15 protein-coding genes and 3 pseudogenes are annotated in these 18,184 nt (G+C 72.0%); 10 read left to right on the top strand and 8 right to left on the bottom strand.

Translation table 11 applies throughout. From position 1 onward, the window contains the following. Nucleotides 1-3: 3 nt before the first annotated feature. On the top strand, nucleotides 4-1,308 hold the full coding sequence (locus ACFZDC_RS24405; RefSeq protein ID WP_391327041.1) for an MFS transporter: 1,305 nt from the start codon (nucleotides 4-6) through the stop codon (nucleotides 1,306-1,308). Between the two features lie 128 nt (nucleotides 1,309-1,436). On the opposite strand, the gene ACFZDC_RS24400 is transcribed toward ACFZDC_RS24405, so the two are convergent. Beyond that, complete coding sequence (locus ACFZDC_RS24400; protein WP_391327039.1) at nucleotides 1,437-2,381, bottom strand: LysR substrate-binding domain-containing protein; 945 nt, start codon at nucleotides 2,379-2,381, stop codon at nucleotides 1,437-1,439. Between the two features lie 71 nt (nucleotides 2,382-2,452). Here ACFZDC_RS24400 and ACFZDC_RS24395 point away from each other — a divergent pair, with 71 nt between their 5' ends. Beyond that, on the top strand, nucleotides 2,453-3,340 hold the full coding sequence (locus tag ACFZDC_RS24395) for an SDR family NAD(P)-dependent oxidoreductase (protein ID WP_391327037.1): 888 nt from the start codon (nucleotides 2,453-2,455) through the stop codon (nucleotides 3,338-3,340). A gap of 54 nt (nucleotides 3,341-3,394) precedes the next feature. Here ACFZDC_RS24395 and ACFZDC_RS24390 read toward each other — a convergent pair whose 3' ends face one another. After that, nucleotides 3,395-4,846, bottom strand: coding sequence for a cytosine permease (locus ACFZDC_RS24390; protein WP_391327036.1), 1,452 nt, complete (start codon nucleotides 4,844-4,846; stop codon nucleotides 3,395-3,397). A 343-nt stretch (nucleotides 4,847-5,189) separates the two neighbouring features. On the opposite strand from ACFZDC_RS24390, the gene ACFZDC_RS24385 reads away from it, so the two are divergent. After that, nucleotides 5,190-6,095: a serine hydrolase gene (locus ACFZDC_RS24385; protein ID WP_391327034.1), complete on the top strand. Its 906-nt coding sequence runs from the start codon at nucleotides 5,190-5,192 to the stop codon at nucleotides 6,093-6,095. Between the two features lie 104 nt (nucleotides 6,096-6,199). Here ACFZDC_RS24385 and ACFZDC_RS24380 read toward each other — a convergent pair whose 3' ends face one another. After that, on the bottom strand, nucleotides 6,200-6,901 hold the full coding sequence (locus tag ACFZDC_RS24380; protein ID WP_391327033.1) for a DUF4232 domain-containing protein: 702 nt from the start codon (nucleotides 6,899-6,901) through the stop codon (nucleotides 6,200-6,202). A gap of 248 nt (nucleotides 6,902-7,149) precedes the next feature. Here ACFZDC_RS24380 and ACFZDC_RS24375 point away from each other — a divergent pair, with 248 nt between their 5' ends. The 4 genes from ACFZDC_RS24375 to ACFZDC_RS24360 all read left to right on the top strand — a co-directional run bounded on the left by ACFZDC_RS24375 (nucleotide 7,150) and on the right by ACFZDC_RS24360 (nucleotide 13,018). Continuing rightward, nucleotides 7,150-8,223: an NAD(+)/NADH kinase gene (locus ACFZDC_RS24375; protein WP_391327031.1), complete on the top strand. Its 1,074-nt coding sequence runs from the start codon at nucleotides 7,150-7,152 to the stop codon at nucleotides 8,221-8,223. A gap of 97 nt (nucleotides 8,224-8,320) precedes the next feature. Next, nucleotides 8,321-9,127 carry an intradiol ring-cleavage dioxygenase gene (locus ACFZDC_RS24370; protein WP_391327029.1) on the top strand — a complete coding sequence of 269 codons (807 nt, stop codon included), beginning with the start codon at nucleotides 8,321-8,323 and terminating at the stop codon, nucleotides 9,125-9,127. Between the two features lie 377 nt (nucleotides 9,128-9,504). Beyond that, entirely contained in the window at nucleotides 9,505-11,784 is a 2,280-nt protein-coding gene (locus ACFZDC_RS24365) for a LuxR C-terminal-related transcriptional regulator (RefSeq protein ID WP_391327027.1), read from the top strand. 367 nt (nucleotides 11,785-12,151) lie between these two features. Further along, on the top strand, nucleotides 12,152-13,018 hold the full coding sequence (locus ACFZDC_RS24360; RefSeq protein WP_391327025.1) for a CAP domain-containing protein: 867 nt from the start codon (nucleotides 12,152-12,154) through the stop codon (nucleotides 13,016-13,018). 169 nt (nucleotides 13,019-13,187) lie between these two features. Here ACFZDC_RS24360 and ACFZDC_RS24355 read toward each other — a convergent pair. Further along, nucleotides 13,188-13,424: pseudogene (locus ACFZDC_RS24355) on the bottom strand (MarR family transcriptional regulator); the annotation flags it as partial. Between ACFZDC_RS24355 and ACFZDC_RS24350 the strand changes: the two are divergent. Beyond that, nucleotides 13,423-13,515: pseudogene (locus ACFZDC_RS24350) on the top strand (ABC transporter permease); the annotation flags it as partial. The pseudogenes ACFZDC_RS24355 and ACFZDC_RS24350 overlap by 2 nt on opposite strands. A 143-nt stretch (nucleotides 13,516-13,658) precedes the next feature. Here the strand turns inward: ACFZDC_RS24350 and ACFZDC_RS24345 are convergent. Continuing rightward, nucleotides 13,659-15,374 carry an LCP family protein gene (locus ACFZDC_RS24345; protein ID WP_391327024.1) on the bottom strand — a complete coding sequence of 572 codons (1,716 nt, stop codon included), beginning with the start codon at nucleotides 15,372-15,374 and terminating at the stop codon, nucleotides 13,659-13,661. 331 nt (nucleotides 15,375-15,705) lie between these two features. Between ACFZDC_RS24345 and ACFZDC_RS24340 the strand changes: the two are divergent. Next, nucleotides 15,706-15,887 (top strand): annotated as a pseudogene (locus ACFZDC_RS24340) (ABC transporter ATP-binding protein); the annotation flags it as partial. Between the two features lie 149 nt (nucleotides 15,888-16,036). Beyond that, nucleotides 16,037-16,450 carry an SRPBCC family protein gene (locus tag ACFZDC_RS24335; protein WP_391327022.1) on the top strand — a complete coding sequence of 138 codons (414 nt, stop codon included), beginning with the start codon at nucleotides 16,037-16,039 and terminating at the stop codon, nucleotides 16,448-16,450. A 69-nt stretch (nucleotides 16,451-16,519) separates the two neighbouring features. Here the strand turns inward: ACFZDC_RS24335 and ACFZDC_RS24330 are convergent, their stop codons facing one another. Genes ACFZDC_RS24330 through ACFZDC_RS24320 form a run of 3 tightly spaced genes read right to left on the bottom strand, consistent with a single transcriptional unit; the run spans nucleotide 16,520 to nucleotide 18,165 of the window. Further along, nucleotides 16,520-17,374, bottom strand: coding sequence for an oxygenase MpaB family protein (locus ACFZDC_RS24330; RefSeq protein WP_391327020.1), 855 nt, complete (start codon nucleotides 17,372-17,374; stop codon nucleotides 16,520-16,522). A 31-nt stretch (nucleotides 17,375-17,405) separates the two neighbouring features. Further along, entirely contained in the window at nucleotides 17,406-17,894 is a 489-nt protein-coding gene (locus tag ACFZDC_RS24325) for an MSMEG_6728 family protein (protein ID WP_391327018.1), read from the bottom strand. Nucleotides 17,895-17,931: 37 nt separating this feature from the next. After that, on the bottom strand, nucleotides 17,932-18,165 hold the full coding sequence (locus tag ACFZDC_RS24320) for an HVA1 family protein (protein WP_391327016.1): 234 nt from the start codon (nucleotides 18,163-18,165) through the stop codon (nucleotides 17,932-17,934). Nucleotides 18,166-18,184: the final 19 nt, after the last annotated feature.

The following is an 18,184-nucleotide window of genomic DNA, read 5'->3' as shown; positions in this document are numbered from 1 at the left end:
GGCATGACCACGACACCAGTCTCGCGGGACCCCGACCAGGACGGCAGTACCGAGGCGCTCCGCGCCACCCGCGCGGGCGGGCTCCTGCCGGCCGACGCGGCGCTCCGTCTCGCCACCCTCCTGACCGCCGTCAACTCCCTTGGAAACGGCCTGTATTTCCCGCTCGGCGTCCTGTACTTCACGCGCATCGTCGGCCTGGACGCGACCGCGGTCGGGCTCGGGCTGACGGTCGCGGGCCTGGTGGGTGTCGCCGCCGGGCTGCCCGCCGGGAGGGCCGCGGACCGGTGGGGCGCCCGGCGGGTCGGGGCTCTGCTGTGGGGCGGCACGGGGATCACCACGGCCGCGTACACACTGGTGCACTCCTACGCCGGGTTCCTCGTGGCGGTGATCTGCGCGACCGGGCTCCAGATGGCGAGCCGAGGGGTGCAGGGCGCGCTGTATGCCGAGGTGCTGCCCGCGGCGACGCGGGTGGAGGCCCGGGCGTATCTGCGGATGGTGACGAACGTCGGGATGGGTCTGGGCGGTGCGCTGGGCGCGGTCGCTCTGCAACTGGACACGCGCGCCGCGTACATGACGGTGATCGTGCTGAACGCCCTGTCCTTCGCCGGTCCCGCGCTGCTGTTGCCGCGGCTGCCGCTGGCGGCGCATGCGCGTGAGCGTGTGGCCCTGGACGTCGACGCCCCGGCCGCCGACCGGTGGCGGGCGGTGCGTGATCTGCCCTTCCTGGCGGTGACCGTGCTCAACGCGGTGCTGGTCGTGCAGTACACGCTGTCGGAGGTCGGGCTGCCGTTGTGGATCGTGGAACGGACCGAGGCGCCGCGCTGGACGGCGGCTCTGCTGATGATCGTCAACTGTGTGCTGGTGGCGCTCCTCCAGGTGCGGGTGGCCCGCCGTGCCTCCCAAGTGCCCAGGGCGGTACGGGCGATGGGCTGGGCGGGGCTGCTGCTGGCGGGGTCCTGCGCGGTGTACGCGCTGTCCGCGGGCCTCTCCCCCGTGTGGGCGGTGCTGTCGCTGACCGCCGGTGCCGTGGTGCAGGTCCTCGCCGAGGTGCTGTCGGCGGCGGGGGGCTGGACGCTCGGCTACGAACTCGCCGACGCTCGCGCGCACGGCGTGTACCAGGGAGTGTTCGGCGCGGGGATGTCGGCGGGGATGATGGCGGGACCGGCGCTGGTCACGGTCACCGCGATCGCCCACGGCACCCTCGGCTGGGCGGTGCTCGGGGTCGTGTTCGCCGGGGCCGGGCTCGCCGTGGCGCCCGCCGTGCGCTGGGCCCAACGCGACGGCTCCTGGCGGGGCGAACCGGCCTGACGTCGCTCCGTCCCCGCCGAAGGAGCGCAGTGGCTCGTCCCACTGCATGGCCGGTCCGCGCCTCCGACGGGCGCGCACCGCGCGGGGCGGCCGCGGATGTCGGGGCTGATGGTCAAGGGGTCGGCAGGTCAGGGGCTCGGCAGGGCCCGGGCCGGTGTGTCGATGTCCAGGGCTGCGGCGCGCAGGGCCGCCGCCACACGCGTGACCGCTGCGGTCGGTGGGTGCGGCAGGCGGGCCAGGAGCAGGCGGCGCTGCTCCTGGGGGCCGCCGCGGACCGGCAGGACGCGTACGCCGGGCGGCGCGGCGGGGGCGAGCGCGGCGGGCACGGTGGTCAGTCCGCAGCCGGCGGCCACGAGGTGGAGCTTGGCCAGCCAGTCGCGGGCGGTGTGGGCGATCTCGGGCCGTTCGTCCAGGCCCGGCCATACCCCCATCAGCCGGTCCTCCCCGGAGGAGGAGCCGGCGATCCAGCGCTGACCGCGCAGGTCGGCCACGTCGACGAAGTCGCCGCGGGCGAGCGGGTGGGCGACGGGCACCGCCAGGCACAGGGCGCGTTCGGTGAGCGTCTGCAGCGCCAGCGGGGGCGACTCGGCATCCGGCGGGCGGAACGGTGGCACCGACGCCAGCACGGCCAGGTCCAGGCTGCCGGCGCGCAGGGCGCGTACCAGGGCGGGGGTGCTGGTGCCCTCCCGGCCGGTGATGTGCAGGCCGGGGTCCGTGCGGCGCAGCGCGGTCAGGGCCCTGGGCACCAGGACGGCTCCGGCGCTGGGGAACCAGCCGAGCCGGACCGTCCCGGCCTGCCCGGGCAGACCGGCCAGTTCGCGTGCGGTCGCGTCGATCTCGGCGAGCACGACCGTCGCCCGGCGCATGACGACACGGCCGGCCGCGGTGAGCCGTACGCCGTCGCGCCTGCGTTCCAGCAGTTCGGCGCCCGCGGCCCGTTCGATCGCGGCGATCTGTCGGGAGACCGCCGACTGGGTGTAGCCGAGCGAGGCCGCGGCCGCGGTGAAGGTCCCCTGCTCGGTCACCGCGCGAAAGACGCGCAGCGCCGTGAGCGACACATCGGTGAAGTCCATGACGATTGCGCATACTAGCGGTGCCGGACTTTCGTTGGACTCATGCCAGGTGGGTTTCTAGCGTGGCCTGCATGAATGCTTCGCGAATCGCCCTCGTCACGGGCGCCAACCAGGGGCTCGGCCGTGCGCTCGTCGAAGGGCTTGCGGCCCGTATGGGCCCCGACGACCTGGTGCTGCTCACCGGCCGCAGCCCGCAGCGCGTGGCCGAGGCCGCCGACGAGGTGGCCCGACTGCCCGGCACCCGCAGCCAGGTCCGGGGCCGGGTCCTGGACGTCACCGACACCGTCGCCATCGATCACCTGGCAGGCGAACTCCACAGGCAGTACGGCGGGGTCGACGTGGTGATCTCCAACGCGGTCGCCCGGGTACTGCCCGAGGAGTCGCAGGCCGAGCGCGCCGACGAGTTCATCGACGTCTCCAACACGGCCACGCACGCGGTCCTGCGCTCCTTCGGGCCTGTCCTGCGCCCGGGCGGCCGGCTGCTCGTGGTGGCCAGCAGCCTGGGCACCCTCGGCCATCTGGATCCGCGGCTGCACCACCTGTTCGACGGCGCGAGCCTGGAGCAGGTGGAGTACGCCGTCGAGTCCTGGCGCGGCGCCGTCCACAACGGGACCGCGGAGGATGCGGGCTGGCCTCGCTGGCTGAACGTGCCCTCCAAGGTGGCTCAGGTCGCCGCCGTCCGCGCGGTCGCCGCCGAGCGCCGCGAACACGACCTCACCACCCACACCCTGATCGCCGCCGTCTGCCCCGGCATGGTGGACACGGCCACCTCCCGCCCCTGGTTCAGCGACTACAGCCAGGCCCAGTCGCCCGCCGAGGCCGCCCGCGCAGTGCTCGACGTGGTGTTCACCGACGGCGTGGATCCCGCGCTCTACGGCGAACTGGCTCGCTTCGGCAAGCCCCTGCCCTGGTACGGCGGCACGCCCCCGGTGGAGCAGGACCGGATGCTCAGGCCCTGAAGGCGGGGTCATGACTGAAGCCCCGCCCACCGGATCGGGACCGGGCCGGGTGAGTCAGGGTTCGCGGTGCTCGTGTGCCGCCTGCTCCAGTGCCTCGGCCTCGGCCTCGGCCACGCGTGTCTCCGCCTCCACGTCGATCTTGCGCGTCAGCCACCAGTACAGCGCCGCGGAGACCGGCAGTCCGACGAACAGGGAGATGTCCGCTCCGCCGAGCGCCTTGGCGGCGGGGCCGACGTACAGGGTCCCGACGGAGAAGAACGGGACCATGGCGGCGAAGCCCACCAGGTACGCGATAATGCCGTGCCAGCCCCAACGCCCGTAGATGCCGTTCGGATTGAAGATCTCGGCGATGGCGTAGTGCCCGCGGCGCACGACGTAGTAGTCCATGAGGTTGACCGCGGTCCACGGGATGAACAGGTAGAGGACCAGCAGCAGGAAGCTCTCGAAGCTGTTCAGGAAGTTGGAGGTCGCGGCCAGCGCGCCGACCAGGGAGAGCGCCGCGGTCAGGCCGATGGTCACGAGGCGTACGCCCAGCGTCGGCCGCACCCGCTTGAACGAGTCGATGCCGCTGATGAGGGTCAGTGAACCGCCGTACATGTTCAGCGCCGTGACGGACACCAGGCCCAGTGCGGAGAAGAGCAGAACGATCGCGCCGAATCCGTCGAACACCTTGTCGCCCGCGGCGTTGATCGACGCGATCGTGTCGAAGTTCTTGCCGGCCCAGGCGGCCAGCAGCGCGCCGAGCACCATCAGCCAGATGCCGCCGAGCGCGGAGCCGAAGTACGTCCAGTAGAAGGTCTTGCGGACGGTCACGTCCGGCGGGAGGTAGCGCGAGTAGTCCGAGACGTAGATGGCCCAGCTGATCTGGTAGCCGGCGACCACGCCGAACTGGGCGAGGAACGGGGTCCATTTGAAGGCGCCGAGGTCGAAGGAGCCGGGCGGGTAGTGCAGGGTGAGCAGGACGCCGACGGTGAAGATCCCGAAGATGACGAGGAAGGTGTAGGTCAGGATGCGCTCGGCCTTGTGGATGATGTCGTAGCCCACCAGTGCGATGACCAGCGCGATCACGGTGACCACGATCACCCACAGTTTGACGCTGCCGTGCACCGTGGTGTGCAGGGCGTCGGCGGCGAGGATGCTGTTGAAGACGTTGAATCCCGCGTACTGCACATAGGCGAAGAGCCACACCAGGAGGGCGCCGACATAGCCGAACTGCGGCCGCGACTGGATCATCTGCGGCAGGCCCAGCTGGGGGCCCTGGGCCGAGTGGAAGGCCATGAAGAAGGTGCCGATGAGGGTGCCGGCGACGATGGCCAGCAGTGACCAGATGAGGTTGCCGCCCTCGGTGATGCTGACGAGCCCCACCGCCAGGGTGGCGATCTGGGCGTTGGACATGAACCACAGCGGGCCCAGATGCCAGAGCTTGCCGTGTCGTTCGTCCAGGGGAACGTAGTCGATGGACCGGACCTCAAGGCCGGACACCCTCGGCTCCGCTGATGTGCTCATGACGCCTCCCGAGCCCGGTGTGCCTCTCTGGTCACATTGTCCCCCCGTGGCTGCGACTGGGCCGCAGATGTGCAAGGGGTGATTTCCTGACCGGGCATCCCCCGGTCTGTCGAGCGGGAGCGTCGTCGGAACGCCCGGCGCCGGGCGCCGGCCATGGTCGTCCCCTGAGGAGCCGTACCGGTGTCACGTCGCGCGAGGATCGGTCACGTTCGGTTTCTGTCGTTCTGCTCACATTTCAGGCCCAAAGGGGTCCGCCGTGGCACCGGTCACTTCGCGGCGCGGGTGTTTTGTTTACGTTCGCAGTTCTGTGTCCCCTGTCCCCGAACTGCCGAGGCCCCTCACGATGGCGTACCGAACCCGCCCCTTGTCGCACCCGCGAAGCCCGGGACGGCGCGGCCCCCGGCGCAGGCGCGCGGCGGTCTGCGGCCTGCTCGCGGCCGCGGTGTCGACGCTGCTCGGGGCCGGCGCCATGAGCCCCGTGCCGGCGGCCGCGGCGTCGACGCCGTCCGGCTCCAGCGCGGCGGGCTTCCTCGCGTCGGTGCAGGCGAAGGGCAAGGAGCGGGTGACGGCCGCCGTGCTCGACCTGGACGGCACGGGCCGCATACCCGCGGTGTACGGCGACGACATGCCCTACGACACGGCGAGCATCATCAAGGTCGACATCCTCGCCTCGATGCTGCTCCAGGCACAGGATTCCCGCCACGCCCTCACCGCGCCGGAGCGCGCCCAGGCGGAGGCCATGATCGAGCACAGCGACAACGCGGCGGCCAACGCCCTCTGGCGGCGCATCGGTCTCGCGCCGGGCCTCCAGGCGGCGAACAAGCGGCTGGGGCTCACGTCCACCAAGGGCGGCCCGGGTGCCAAGTGGGGTCTGACCAGGACCACGGCGAGCGACCAGATCCGGCTCCTTGGCGCGGTGTTCGGCACCGGGCAGGCCCCGAAGGCGGACTCCACGCCGGCGCTGAGCGACACGTCCCGCACCTACATCCGCACGCTGATGAGCCGTGTCGCCGCCGACCAGTCCTGGGGCGTCTCGGCGGCCGCCGGCTCCGGGTCGGCGCTGAAGAACGGCTGGCTGCAGCGCAACACGACCGGGCTGTGGGACGTCAACAGCGTCGGCCGCATCACGACGGGCGGACACCAGTACCTCGTCGCGGTCCTCTCCGACGGCAACACGTCGATGAAGGACGGCGTCGCGCTGGTGGAACGCGCGGCCCGAGCCGCCGTGTCCGCCACGCCGGCCCACTGACGGAGCCGTCAGGTCCGCCACGCCGGCCCGCTGACGGCACGCGTCGGGGGTGCCGCCCCCGGCGCTCGGCGGGGGCGGCGTGCTCCAGGGGCAGGGGGCAGGGGTCAGGAGGGCTTCGCCGCCGAGACCGCCGTGGCGGTGACCGTGTCGTCGCACTCGGCGACCTCACCGTCCGACAGCGCGACCTGATGAGCCCCCGACCCGGGCAGGCCGACCACCAGCGTCGGGTACACGACGGGGTTGGCGCCGGACTTGCAGTAGCCGTCGGCCTCGCCCTGCACCTGTACGAAGGTCAGCTTCACCCATGCCTTGCGGCCCGGCGCGAGCCGCACGCTCGACGCGGATCCCGTGGGGGTCACCGACAGCGGGCGGTTGTGCTCGGGGGAGCCGTTGCCCGCCCCGGCCACGGACGGGTGGCCCTTGAGCGTGCACGCCTTCCCGGAGGTGTTGGTGAACTCGACGATCGCCGCGCCGGTGCCGGTGCCGGCCGGACGGTTGGCTGCCTGGTACGCCGACGCCTCCAGGGACGTGCCCGGACACGTCGGCGCGGTGCCGCCCGAGGTGTCGGACGCCGGGGAGGCCGGGGCACCCGTAGGGGTCGACGTTCCGCCCGTGGAGGGCCGCGAGGTCTCGGTGGCCGGGGCCGTGGGAGAGCTCGCCGTGGGGGAAGCGGCGGCCTTCGTCGGTGCCTTGGACGACGCCTCGGCCGCCGGTTCGCCGCCTGCCTGGCAGGCCGTGAGCGACAGCGCGGCCGCGATCGCGGCCATCGCCGACGCGGTGACGCGGATGGTGTTTCGGTGCTGCATGGGTCCCCCGATGTCGGAAGTGCGTTGGGTCGACCGGCTTCGAGCCGGTGCTCACGAATGGAGACAGAGCCATCTGACCAGGGGTTCCGCTGTGGATCACCTGTGACGTGCCCGTGACCGGAACCGGGCCGGATCGGCACGGAAGCCCGCGGCGGGGCCGGGCGACGAGCCCCCGCGGCGTGGCTGCGGGGCGCAGACTGGGTTCCTGGTGAGGATGGCACTCCGGGCGAGCCGGCTGGGAGGCGGATATGACGGTGAACCGTGTCGGCCTGGTCGTTCACGGCGGACGGGCGGAGGCCGTCGCTGCCGCCGGCGCCGTACGTGAGTGGTGCGCCGAGCACGCCGTGGGGTGTACGGACATCGACGTGTGGCAGGAGGGCGAGCGGCACAGCGCCCGGGAGGAGCTCGACGCCGGCGGCGATCCGGACCTCATCGTCACCCTGGGCGGCGACGGAACCTTCCTGCGCGGTGCCCGGCTGGCGGCCGAGAACGACGCCCTGGTCCTCGGTGTCGACCTCGGACGGGTCGGCTTCCTGACGGAAGTACCCGCCACGGCGGTGCGTGCGGCGCTGGACGCCGTACGGGAGGAGCGGATCACCGTCGAGAGCCGGATGCTCCTCACCCTGCGGGCGTCGTGCCGACTGGAGGTGCCCGAGCACATGGAGTCGCTGATGCGCTACGGGCGCGGACCGCTCCTGCCGCCGCCCCGCGTGCGCATGGAGTGCGAGGTCGGCAACGACTGGGGTGTCGCCCTGAACGTCACCGCGCTGAACGACGTCGTGGTGGAGAAGCTGGCCCGGGACCGGCAGGTGTCGGTCGGCGTCTATCTGGCCGGACGGCTCCTGGCGTCGTACTCCGCCGACGCGCTGCTGGTGGCCACGCCCACGGGCTCGACCGCCTACAGCTTCGCGGCCGGCGGTCCGGTCGTCTCGCCCCGCGCGGAAGGCCTGGTCTTCACGCCGGTCGCCCCCCACATGACGTTCAACCGGTCGGTCGTGGCCGCCCCGGACGAGCCCATCGCATTCCGTGTGCTCGAACGTTCGGGGCAGGCCGCCGTCAGCATCGACGGCCAGGTGCGCGGTGTGCTCAACCCCGGGGACTGGATCGGCGTCTACGCCGCTCCGCGCCGGCTCAAGGCGGTCCGGCTGGGACCCATGGACTTCTACGGCCGGCTGCGCGAGCGCATGAACCTCACCGACGCGCCGGCCGCGCTCGCCGACGGCGAGGCCGCTCCGCTGTGGCCGGTGACCACGTCCCCGCCCGGCGATCTCGCACACCTCGCTCTGCCCACCGCACCGCGGGACGCGCCCCGTCTGCCCTGAGATCCGCCGGAAGGGCCGTCGCGGGTTTCGTAACGCGCCCTGATTCATCGCTCGTCCGAGCGATCCCGTGGAGCGTCGCACGCGCCATGGTCGCTGCATGACTGACACCCCCCACCACAACGCCACGGACCCGCACCGCGCTCCCGAGCCGGCCGTCGGTCCGGCGGGCACGACGCGCAGATCCGTCATAGCCACCCTGGGCGGCGCCACGCTCGGCGTGGCCGCACTGGGCCTCGCTGCCACGCAGGCCGCGGCCGCGGGTCCGCACACCGTGGGCCGGCCCGGGCTCGCCGCCGCCTGCGTTCTCACGCCCGAGCAGACCGAGGGGCCGTACTACCTGGACCTGGAGACGGTCCGCAAGAACATCACCGAGGGCAAGGCCGGCGTTCCGCTCACCCTCCGCGTCACGGTGGTGGACAGCACCACCTGCGCCGTGCTGCCCAACACGGCGGTCGACGTCTGGCACTGTGACGCGCTCGGGGTCTACTCCGGTTACGTCGCCGGCGGTTCCACCCCGGACACGACCTTCCTGCGCGGTGTGCAGCTGACCGACGCCTCCGGGGTCGCGGAGTTCACCACCGTCTACCCGGGCTGGTACGTCGGCCGGGCCCTCCACATCCACGTCAAGACGCATGCGGGCGGCGCCGTCTCCAACGGGAAGTACCACGGAGGCCATGTCTCCCACACGGGCCAGCTCTACTTCCCGGAGACGTACAACACCAAGGTCGCCGCCCTGTCCCCCTACCGGACCAACACGACCACGCGCACGCTCAACGCGAGGGACGGCATCTACCGCAACGGCGGATCCTCGACCCTGTTGACCATCACCCAGGTGGGCAGCGACCTGGCCAAGGGGGTGACCGGAACCGTCGTGCTCGGGATCGACCCCACCGCCACCCCCTGACGCTCGTCCGAGAGCGGTGGCCGGAACCCCCGCGACGGTTCCGGTCACCGCTCGCACAGTGCGACCGCCCACTCCCGTCGCATGGTTTCGTCGCGGGAACGGGCGGCCAGGAAACGGGGATGAGCCGGAGTCGAACGTGTGAGGTATGCGGTGCGGCGCTGATCACGAGACCGCACGGCGGTCGGCCCGCTCGGTACTGTTCCAACGCCTGCAGACAACGGGCGCTCAGGCTGCGGACTGCGGCACGGCACGCCATCGGGGCGCAGGGAGCCCCGTCGGGTGCCTCCCCGACCGCGTCGTCCGCCACCTCGACGGCGGCGGCCCGGTCCCGCGTCCTGCCGCCGGCGCTCGACTCCTTCGTCGGCCGGCAGCAGGAGATGTCGCGCCTGCGCACCCTGCTCAGGAGCACCCGTCTGCTCACGCTGACCGGTGCCGGCGGTGTGGGCAAGACGCGGCTGGCGCTGGAGTTCGCCCGGGGGTTACCCAACCGGTACGCCCCGGTCGACCTCGTGGAGCTCGACTCACTGCAGGACGGCTCGCTGCTGACGCAGTCCGTGGCCGCCGCGCTGGGCGTGGGCGAACGCGCGGGTCGCACCGGCGTCGACGTTCTGGTCCGGGCGATCGGCGACGCCTCCCGGCTGCTGGTCCTGGACAACTGCGAGCACCTGGCCGAGCCGTGCGCCCGGCTGGTGGTGACCCTGCTGGGCCGCTGCCCCCGGCTGCGGATCCTCACCACGGGCCGCGAGGCTCTGCGGGTGCCCGGAGAGACCGTGTTCCGGGTCGGCGAACTGTCCCTGCCGCCGATCGATGCCGGAGACGACGTGACGGCCCTCCTGCGGGCGGACGCCGTACGGCTGTTCGTCGAACGCGCCGCACACCGCTCACCCGGATTCGCGCTCGACCGGGGCAACGGCCCCCTGGTCGCCGAGATCTGCCGCCGGCTGGACGGCCTGACCCTCGCCGTCGAACTCGCGGCCCGCCACGTCGGCACCCTCGCGCCGAGTGACATCCTGGCGGGACTGGACGACCAGCTGTCCCAGCTGGACCTCCTGACCGGCGGAAGCAGAACCGGCCCCGGGCGCCACAGCGGGCTCGCCGCCGCCGTCGACTGGAGCCACCGGCTGCTGGATCCGGCGGAGCAGGCCGTCTTCCGGCGCCTCGCGGTCCTGGTCGGCGGGTTCGACGTGGCCGCGGCGCGGACGGTGTGTGCCGGCGACGGCATCGGAGCACGTCAGGTCTTTCCCCTGCTGTGCGCCCTGGAGGCCAAGTCACTGATCGTACGGCTGCCGGGGGATTCGTCGCCCGCACGCTTCAGGCAGCTCAGTGCCATCCGCGCCTACGCCACGGAACGTCTGCACACAGCCGGCGAGCTGGACGCCACCCTGGGACGAGCCCTCGCGTGGCTCGACGCCTTGGCCGAGCGAGGCCGGGGGGAAGTGTTCGCCGACCAGGCGAGCAGCCCGCTGGCGGCGGAACGGGACAACCTCGCGTCGGTCCTGGCCTGCGCCACCGGCCACGACAAGGCCGCGTACACCCGGCTGACACTGGAACTGGCCCGGGTGCACTACCAGCAGGAGCAGCCGTCGGCCGCGCGCGCACTGCTGACCGGACTGCTGCGGGAAGCCGACGGCCACGCCCGCGGCGGGGAGGTGCCCGCGCTCGCCGCTCGGGTGGCCTGCCAGCAGGCCGACCCGCACCGAGCGCTGTCCCTGGGCGAGCAGGCGGTGAACCTGGAGCGGATGCGGCACCAGCCCGCCGGACTCGCCAACGCACTCGACGCCCGGGCGGCAGCGCGGCTGTGCCGCGGTGAGTTCGCCGAGGCCGTCCTGGATCTGCGCGAGTGCCTGGAGGTCGTCGCCCCGCTCGGAACTCCCCAGGACGTCGCGTGGTGCACCCATCACCTGGCCTGGGCACTGCTCCAGGCGGGCGGGGAGCGGGAGGCCGACGAACTGATGGCACGGTGCCTTCCAGTGCTCAGGAAGCACGCGCCCTGGCCCCGTACCGCGGCCGCGCTGCACACCGCCGGGGCCGTACGACTGGCTCTGGGGCATCTGGAGAGCGCCGAGGCGTTGTTCGCCGAAGTGCTGCACATCGCCCCCGGGGCGAGTTTCCACGCGTTGTACCCCGTGGAGGGCCTGGCTCTGGTGGCCGCCGAGAGCGGCGACATGCAGCGCGCCCTGCGGTTGTACGAGGCGAGCGCGCAGGCACGGCGCCGGCTGGACACCGAGCCCGAGGCACCCTGGCGGCGCAGGATGGAGCAGGCGGCGGCCCGCGCGAGGACCGTGCTCTCGGCGGCGGCGCGGGAGGCCGCCGTCGTCGGCGCACACCGGCTGCGCGGGGACCGGCTCGTCGCATACGCCCTCCGAACGAGGAGCGGTGACGGCGTCCGGAGGAGGGCGGGCTCCGTAGGGGCCGTCGACGCGCGGTGGCGGCTGACGGCCCGGGAGTTCATGGTGGTCGAGCTCGTCGCGGCGGGGTTGACCAACCGGCAGATCGCGGGGGAACTCGGACTTTCGGTGCATACGGTCGCCACGCACCTGGACAAGGTCCGCGACAAGCTGGGCCTTCGCTCGCGCACACAGATCGCCCTGTGGGCCGCCGACGAGAACCGGAGGGTTTGGTTCCGTGACATCCATCACGCCGCCTCCGACGGCTGAGCGTGCCGAATAGTAGATACCGCTCTGACGACATATGGGATTTGTCCGTCTTGGCGCAGACATCTGCCACGTCCGGCATGACGACATTCCATCGGCCCGGCATTTTCGCCCGTTCTCTCGCCGCCGAAGGGTTTCTGACGGGGCGACAGCACTCGCTACGGGCTGCGCGAGCCGGGCCAGCACGCTCCCCCGCCCTTGGCAAGGGCCGTGCGGATCTACGAAGCAAAGTAGTACGAAGGGGCTTTGCACTCACTGTGAAGCCCTTCTAAGAATGACGACCCACAGGAAGTCTCCGCAGCTCAGGAGCGGAGTCCCCGCAGAGCATGCCGCGACGGGCGGCGCTCGGCGACTACCGGTGAGGTCACGCATGGCGAAGCATCGCAAGAAGCAGCACTACCGGCGGTTGGTCATGGCCGCTGTGGTCCTGAGCGCCGTGGGCGTACCCACCGTCGCCATGGCCTGCGGCGACTGGCAGGACAGTGGAGCGAACCAGGCCGAGGGCCCCGGGACCTACGCGACCCCGGACTGGCAGCAGTACGCGAATGCGAACGCCACGGTCAGCGCGAACGGCAACGCCAACGCCAACGCCAACGCCAACGCCAACGCCAACGGTGATCATCACCGGACTCACCACCGGAAGCACCACCGCGTTCACCACTGGGCTCACCACTGGAAGAACGACGGGAACAGCGAGCCCGCTCCCGTGCCGTCGAAGACGCCGACCGGATCTCCGAGCGCGCACCGGATCACCCCGCCGAAGCCCAGTGTCACGGCATCCCACAGCGCTCCCGGGGCGACCGCCCCCGCCTCCGCGACTCCCGCCGCGCCGAGCACCCCGAAGGCCACCGCCACCGCGTCCGGCGTCACCGCCCGCATCGTGGCGCTCGTCAACGTCGAGCGCGCCAAGGTCGGTTGCTCGGCCGTGACCCTGAACGCGACCCTGACCAAGGTGGCGCAGGCACACAGCCAGGACATGGCGGACCACCAGAACATGTCGCACACGGGGTCCGACGGTTCCTCTCCCGGCGACCGGATCACCCGCGCCGGCTACACCTGGAGCACCTACGGCGAGAACGTCGCCTACGGCTACTCCACTCCCGAGCAGGTCATGGCGGGCTGGATGTCCAGCCCCGGCCACCGGGCCAACATCCTCAACTGCGCTTTCAAGGAGATAGGCGTCGGCCTGGCCCAGCCCAACAGCTACTGGACCCAGGACTTCGGGACCGCTCGCTAGGCCTCGATTCGAGGCGCATGCCGGACACAAACGTATGCACCCCACCCCCATCCCGGTAGGCCCGGGACGGGGGTGGCTCCGTTACTGGCCAGAGAGGTGCGGCCGTCCGGCTGGACCACCTGGCGCTCCCGTGACTGTCGCCATCAGGACGGCCTCCGTCATGACGGCCTCAGCGATCTGCACTCGGCTCGGCAGTGCCGCCTGAGGCCGTTTCGGGTTTCATGGAGAGGACTTCGCGGGCCTGCTCCGCGGCGCGGGTGATGCTCTCGCTGATGAAGTCGCTGAAGCGTGCGATGTTCTCGAGGCGGGCGCCGGCCGGGGTGTCGCGGCCGAGGATGCCGACGCCCTGCCGCGCGGTCTCGGCGACCTGGGCGACGCCGCGGGCGCCGGCGATGGTCGACTGGAACAACGGATGGCTCGCCGTCGCCTGGTGCCTGGGCCTTGCGGTGCTCGGCTACCTCTGGTCGACCTCGAAGTTCAACCGCGACCCGAAATAACCGCCACGACAGCGGACGACCTCCCGCAGCGCGTTCCACCCCGGGCGGCGTACACCGACACCCCGTCGGCGTACGCCGCCCCGTTCGTGTGCGGGGCCTACGCGAGTCCCCGGGCGCGCGTTGCCGCCCCGGCCGGTCTCCGTTCAGTTGTCGGAGTCGGGCTTGCCGCGCGCCGCCGTGTACGCCTGGGCCGGTGTCATGGCGACCCCGTGGAGAGAGACCGTCTTGTAGGGGCTGACCTTGGCGCAGGTCTTGGCCTCGTCGGCGGTCTGGGCGTGGGCGTTGGAGACGGCGGCCGCGGTGTCGGTGGGCGTGGGCGAGGACGTGCCGCCCGGGTAGCTGGTGCCGCTCGGCCAGTCGCTGCCGATCACCAGGGTGAGGCCGCTGCCGGTGCCCTGCTTCAGATGCGCGGCGGACAGGCCGAGCGCCTTGACCACGGTCTTGGCCTCGGCCTTCTGCCCGGTGCCGTAGGTGAGTGTGGTGGTGGTCGCGGGGCTCGGGGCGTTGGCCGTGGTCGTAGCGGAACTGAAGCCCTTGTCGGTGAGCGCGGTGGCGACGGCGTAGGCGCGGCCGCTGACGGCGGTGCCGTTCTCGACCGTGACGGCGATCTGCGAGGCGGGCACGGCCGCCGCGGTGGCCGTGGCCTTCGCGGTCGCGGAGGCCGCCGCCGACTTCTTGCCCGAGCCGGTCGTCAGCGACTGGTCCTGGACGATGGTGGAGAAGAGCGTCCTGGCGCCGGCGCCCACCACCACACGGTCGCTGTTGTTCGGATCGGGCGCCGTCTGCATCGTCGTGAACGTCATCCGCTTCGTGGGCACCTTGTTCAGATCGTCCGCGAGCCCGATCAGCTTCTTCACGCTGCCCAGGCCGTCGTCGACGGTCAGCGCCCTGGTGGCGGCGTCCGCGAGACCGTAGACGGCGGTGGGATCGGTGAGCGTGCCCGCGCTCTTGAACTTGCGGATCATCGCGCTGAGGAAGATGTGCTGGGAGATGGTACGGCCGAGGTCACTGCCGTCGCCGAAACCGTGCCGGGAGCGCACGAACTCCAGGGCCGCCACGCCCTTGAGGGTGTGGGTGCCCCTGGACAGCTTCAGGTGCGAATAGGTGTCGTAGACGTCGTCGCTGACGCACACGGAGACGCCGCCGACCGCGTCGGACATCTTGACCACGCCGGAGAAGTCGAGCTTGACGAAGTGGTCGATGGGGATGCCGGTGAGCTGGTGGACGGTGGCCACCTGGCAGGCGGGGCCGTACTGCAGGGCGCTGTTGATCTGGCCGTAGTAGCCGGGCGTGGACTGGCCGCTCGCCCGGTCCTTGCAGGCCGGAACCCGGGTCATGGTGTCGCGGGGGAGGCTCATCACGGTGGCGTTCGAACGGTCGGCGGATATGTGCACCACCATCTGCACGTCCGCGTTGCTGCCGGTCTGCACGCCGGTCCTGGAGCAGCCGCCGCCCAGCTTGCAGTCCGCCTTGCTGGTGCGGCCGTCCGATCCCATCACCAGGATGTTGATCGGGGTCCGGCCGAAGGCGTCGGCCTTCTCCGTGCCGCCCTTGCCGTCGAGCGAGACGCTTTGGATGTTGCCGTTGAGGTGCTGGTAGAACCACCAGCCGACCCCCGCGGTGACCACGACGATCAGGGACAGGCTGATAGCGACGATCTTCAGCACTCGCCTGCCGCGGCCCACCGGGCGGGCCCGGCGCCTCGACCGCGTGCCACCGCCCGAGCGGGAGGCGGCCCTTGCCGCGGCCCGGCTGCCCGCGGGGCGCGCTACGTCGGGCTCGGCCACACGCTGTCCGGGCACCCGGGCCCCGCGGCTGCGCGTGGCCTGGCCGCCCCGGCCGTCCCACGGGTCGCTCATCTCCCACTCCCATGAACGGTCGGGCTCGACAGGCCCGGCCATTGGGTGTGCGGCCGGGCGTGCGCAGCGGTATACGGGCGGCCCGACGAGCGCGGGCTCCACCCGGGTTGCGTAGTTGCGCAATCTAACAAACCCATGGCCCGAACAGTCCAGATCCTGTGGCAATTCACAGGTGAGCGATGTCATGGAACCGAGCCGACCTCGGGAAGCAACCTCCGGTGCCGCCCCACCGCCGGGCGGCGGCACCGAGCGGGGATCCCACGAGGGCCCGGCAAAAGCAAGGGGAAAGGCAAGGACATCAAGGACATGGAGAAGGGCAGGCGCGGCAAAGGCTGTGGCCTGGCTCGCGGTGACGGTCGTATCGCACTCGCGATCGCCGCCACTGCGGTCGTCGCCGTCCGGACCACCCCGGCCGCCCTGTCGCCGGTCGTACCCGGCAAGGGCAAGCCGGGCGTGGCCGGCGTCTCCCTCACGCTGCGCAGGGGCACGATCCTCGCGCTCGTCGGCGGCTCCTACGACGACCTGCTGCACGCGGGCGGCACCTGCGCCGAACTCCTGGAGCTTTCACATGATCGCTGAACGACGGGCGCCGGGGCTTTTCGATCGTGGCAAAAGGGGCACGCGGTCCGGGTACGCATTCCGACCGGAGGGGCGGTGCCGCGATGGCCGAGTACGAACGTTCCCGCACGATGCCCGCACAGCCCGAACATGTCTTCGATCAGGCAGCGAACATCCACCAGCTCGACGCCTGGCTGCCGGACGAGCTGCATGTCCAGGCCGAGGATCCGCCGGCCGTCACCGTCCACGAGGACGACACTGACCAGGACACCGCCGCCCTGCTGCGCGCCGAGAACGACCAGATGCGGATCGAGTGGGGCACCCGCGAGCAGGGCAGTTACGCGGGCTGGCTCCAGGTGGCGGGAATCGGCAGCGGCGCCAGCGAGGTGACCGTGCACCTGTCCTTCTTCGACGAGAGCCACGACCCGGGTGAGCAGAAGGTCTGCGACGCCCTCGACCACAGCCTGCGGCGTCTGGAGGAGCAGGTGCGGCTGCGCGCCGACAACCCGGCCGGCTGAGTTCCCGCGAGCGGTGGTGCGCCCTCGGTACGCCTGACCGGGACCCCGGCCAAGAAGTCGGCGGCCCGGTCAGTCACTGCGCGGCGGTGGAGCCAGCGCCCAGCGGATGGTCCCGATGAGCAGGTGACCCGCTGGGCGCACCGTGAGGTTTTCCACGAGCGGGACATGGGGCAGCCGCAACAGGCTCCGGGCCCAGGACGGCAGAAGCGTCACGGCGTTGGCAGCCAGGGCTCCGTACAGGGGACGGACCGGCAGCGGCAACGGGGGTTCGAAGAGCAGGAAGCGTGTTGCGGCCCGAGCCTCGGGGGTAGCCCTGAGTTCGGGCCGGTACTCGGCCAGCCGCTCGGACAGAGCACGGCGATCGCGGGGCGGATCGGTGACCCCCAGAGCCTCGGCGACCCGCGCGGTGTCGGCGACGTAGCCGTCATAGCCGGCAGGGTCCAGCGGGTGGGCACCGTAACGCTCGTGGGCGCCCAGGAAGCACGCCGTCTCGGCCGCGTGCACCCAGCCGAGCAGGTGGGGATCAGCGGCGTGATACGGCTCTCCGTCCGGCGTGGTCCCGCGCACCTTCTCGTGCATGCCCCGGACCCGATCCACGGCCGCCTGGGCGTCGGCCGCCGTGCCGTAGGTCGTCACCGCCAGGAACGTGCTGGTGCGCTGCAGCCGTCCCCAGGGGTCCCCTCGGTAACCGGAGTGCGCGGCCACGGCCGCCATGGCGAGGGGATGCAGGGATTGCAGCAGGAGGGCGCTCACCCCGCCGACGAACATGGAGGCGTCGCCGTGGACGACACGGATGGCACGGTCGGGCCCGAACCATCGCGCGCCGGGTGTGTCATGGATCCGCGCGCGCACGGCCCGCGCGTCGGGGCCCGCCACCCGACGGAGGAGCAGGGCGCCCAGGTGGGCGCGTACGTCCGGCAGCACGGTTCCTCCCGTCCGTCGCCCCACCCGCGCTTCAGCGGCGGGCGGGCGCGTCCTCACGTTCCCGGTCGGACTGCGGCCACACGTACGGCAGGTCGTCCGGTGTTCCGGGGAACGCGTCGGCGTAGGCGTCGCGGTCCTTGCGGACGAGCGCGGACCGGTGGCTTCGGTGGAAGGCCTCGTCACCGAGCCAGGGCGGAAGTTCTCCGGCGGCCGCGAGGGCGGGCTGGCCGCGTACGGGAGCGCCCGGGTGGGCGCCGGCGAATCCGGCGACGAGCGAGGCGGCACAGCTGTCCTGGTGCCCCTGCTCCCGCCAGACCCGGCAGATCTCCAGGCCGTAGCGGACGAGCGCCTCCTCGTACCCGGTCCACATGCGCACGGCGGGATGCCGCCGCCACCCGTATCCCGGCACGGTCAGACCGCGCAGGACCTGGAGCGCCTCGACGCGCTGTTTGCCGAGGCGTCGGCGGTCCAGGAGCAGGGCGGAGCGCCGGAAGTCGGGATCCGGCAGGAACGTCTGCATGGCGGCCTTCCTGGAGATCGGTGTGTGTGCTGTCCGTTCACTTCCTGCGCAGGGCCGACGGTTTGTGGACCGCCGACCTGCCGGACTTCGCGCTGCGGACCTCGTACTGCGAGTCGTCGGGCGCGGCGTCCACCGTGCGTCCGGCGGCCTTCGTGCGTTGGGTGATCTTCCGCTCGACCTGCCCCTCCGTGCGGGTTCCGTGCCTCTTCCAGGCCACCTTGTCGCGCTTGGACAACCGCTGGCCGGAACCACCCGGCTCCTTCCTGGCCATGATCATCGGTTTTCCTTCC

This window comes from Streptomyces sp. NPDC007905 (assembly GCF_042959345.1).
Taxonomy (GTDB): domain Bacteria; phylum Actinomycetota; class Actinomycetes; order Streptomycetales; family Streptomycetaceae; genus Streptomyces.
The sequence above is the reverse complement of the archived record's forward strand: the minus strand, read 5'-3'. Positions and strand labels throughout refer to the sequence as shown.

Bases quoted from the DNA above. Each gene is read 5' to 3' on its own strand.
- ACFZDC_RS24405 (WP_391327041.1), top strand. From the start codon at position 4: ATGACCACGACACCAGTCTCGCGGGACCCCGACCAGGACGGCAGTACC.
- ACFZDC_RS24400 (WP_391327039.1), bottom strand. From the start codon at position 2,381: ATGGACTTCACCGATGTGTCGCTCACGGCGCTGCGCGTCTTTCGCGCG.
- ACFZDC_RS24395 (WP_391327037.1), top strand. From the start codon at position 2,453: ATGAATGCTTCGCGAATCGCCCTCGTCACGGGCGCCAACCAGGGGCTC.
- ACFZDC_RS24390 (WP_391327036.1), bottom strand. From the start codon at position 4,846: ATGAGCACATCAGCGGAGCCGAGGGTGTCCGGCCTTGAGGTCCGGTCC.
- ACFZDC_RS24385 (WP_391327034.1), top strand. From the start codon at position 5,190: ATGGCGTACCGAACCCGCCCCTTGTCGCACCCGCGAAGCCCGGGACGG.
- ACFZDC_RS24380 (WP_391327033.1), bottom strand. From the start codon at position 6,901: ATGCAGCACCGAAACACCATCCGCGTCACCGCGTCGGCGATGGCCGCG.
- ACFZDC_RS24375 (WP_391327031.1), top strand. From the start codon at position 7,150: ATGACGGTGAACCGTGTCGGCCTGGTCGTTCACGGCGGACGGGCGGAG.
- ACFZDC_RS24370 (WP_391327029.1), top strand. From the start codon at position 8,321: ATGACTGACACCCCCCACCACAACGCCACGGACCCGCACCGCGCTCCC.
- ACFZDC_RS24365 (WP_391327027.1), top strand. From the start codon at position 9,505: ATGTCGCGCCTGCGCACCCTGCTCAGGAGCACCCGTCTGCTCACGCTG.
- ACFZDC_RS24360 (WP_391327025.1), top strand. From the start codon at position 12,152: ATGGCGAAGCATCGCAAGAAGCAGCACTACCGGCGGTTGGTCATGGCC.
- ACFZDC_RS24345 (WP_391327024.1), bottom strand. From the start codon at position 15,374: ATGAGCGACCCGTGGGACGGCCGGGGCGGCCAGGCCACGCGCAGCCGC.
- ACFZDC_RS24335 (WP_391327022.1), top strand. From the start codon at position 16,037: ATGGCCGAGTACGAACGTTCCCGCACGATGCCCGCACAGCCCGAACAT.
- ACFZDC_RS24325 (WP_391327018.1), bottom strand. From the start codon at position 17,894: ATGCAGACGTTCCTGCCGGATCCCGACTTCCGGCGCTCCGCCCTGCTC.
- ACFZDC_RS24320 (WP_391327016.1), bottom strand. From the start codon at position 18,165: ATGGCCAGGAAGGAGCCGGGTGGTTCCGGCCAGCGGTTGTCCAAGCGC.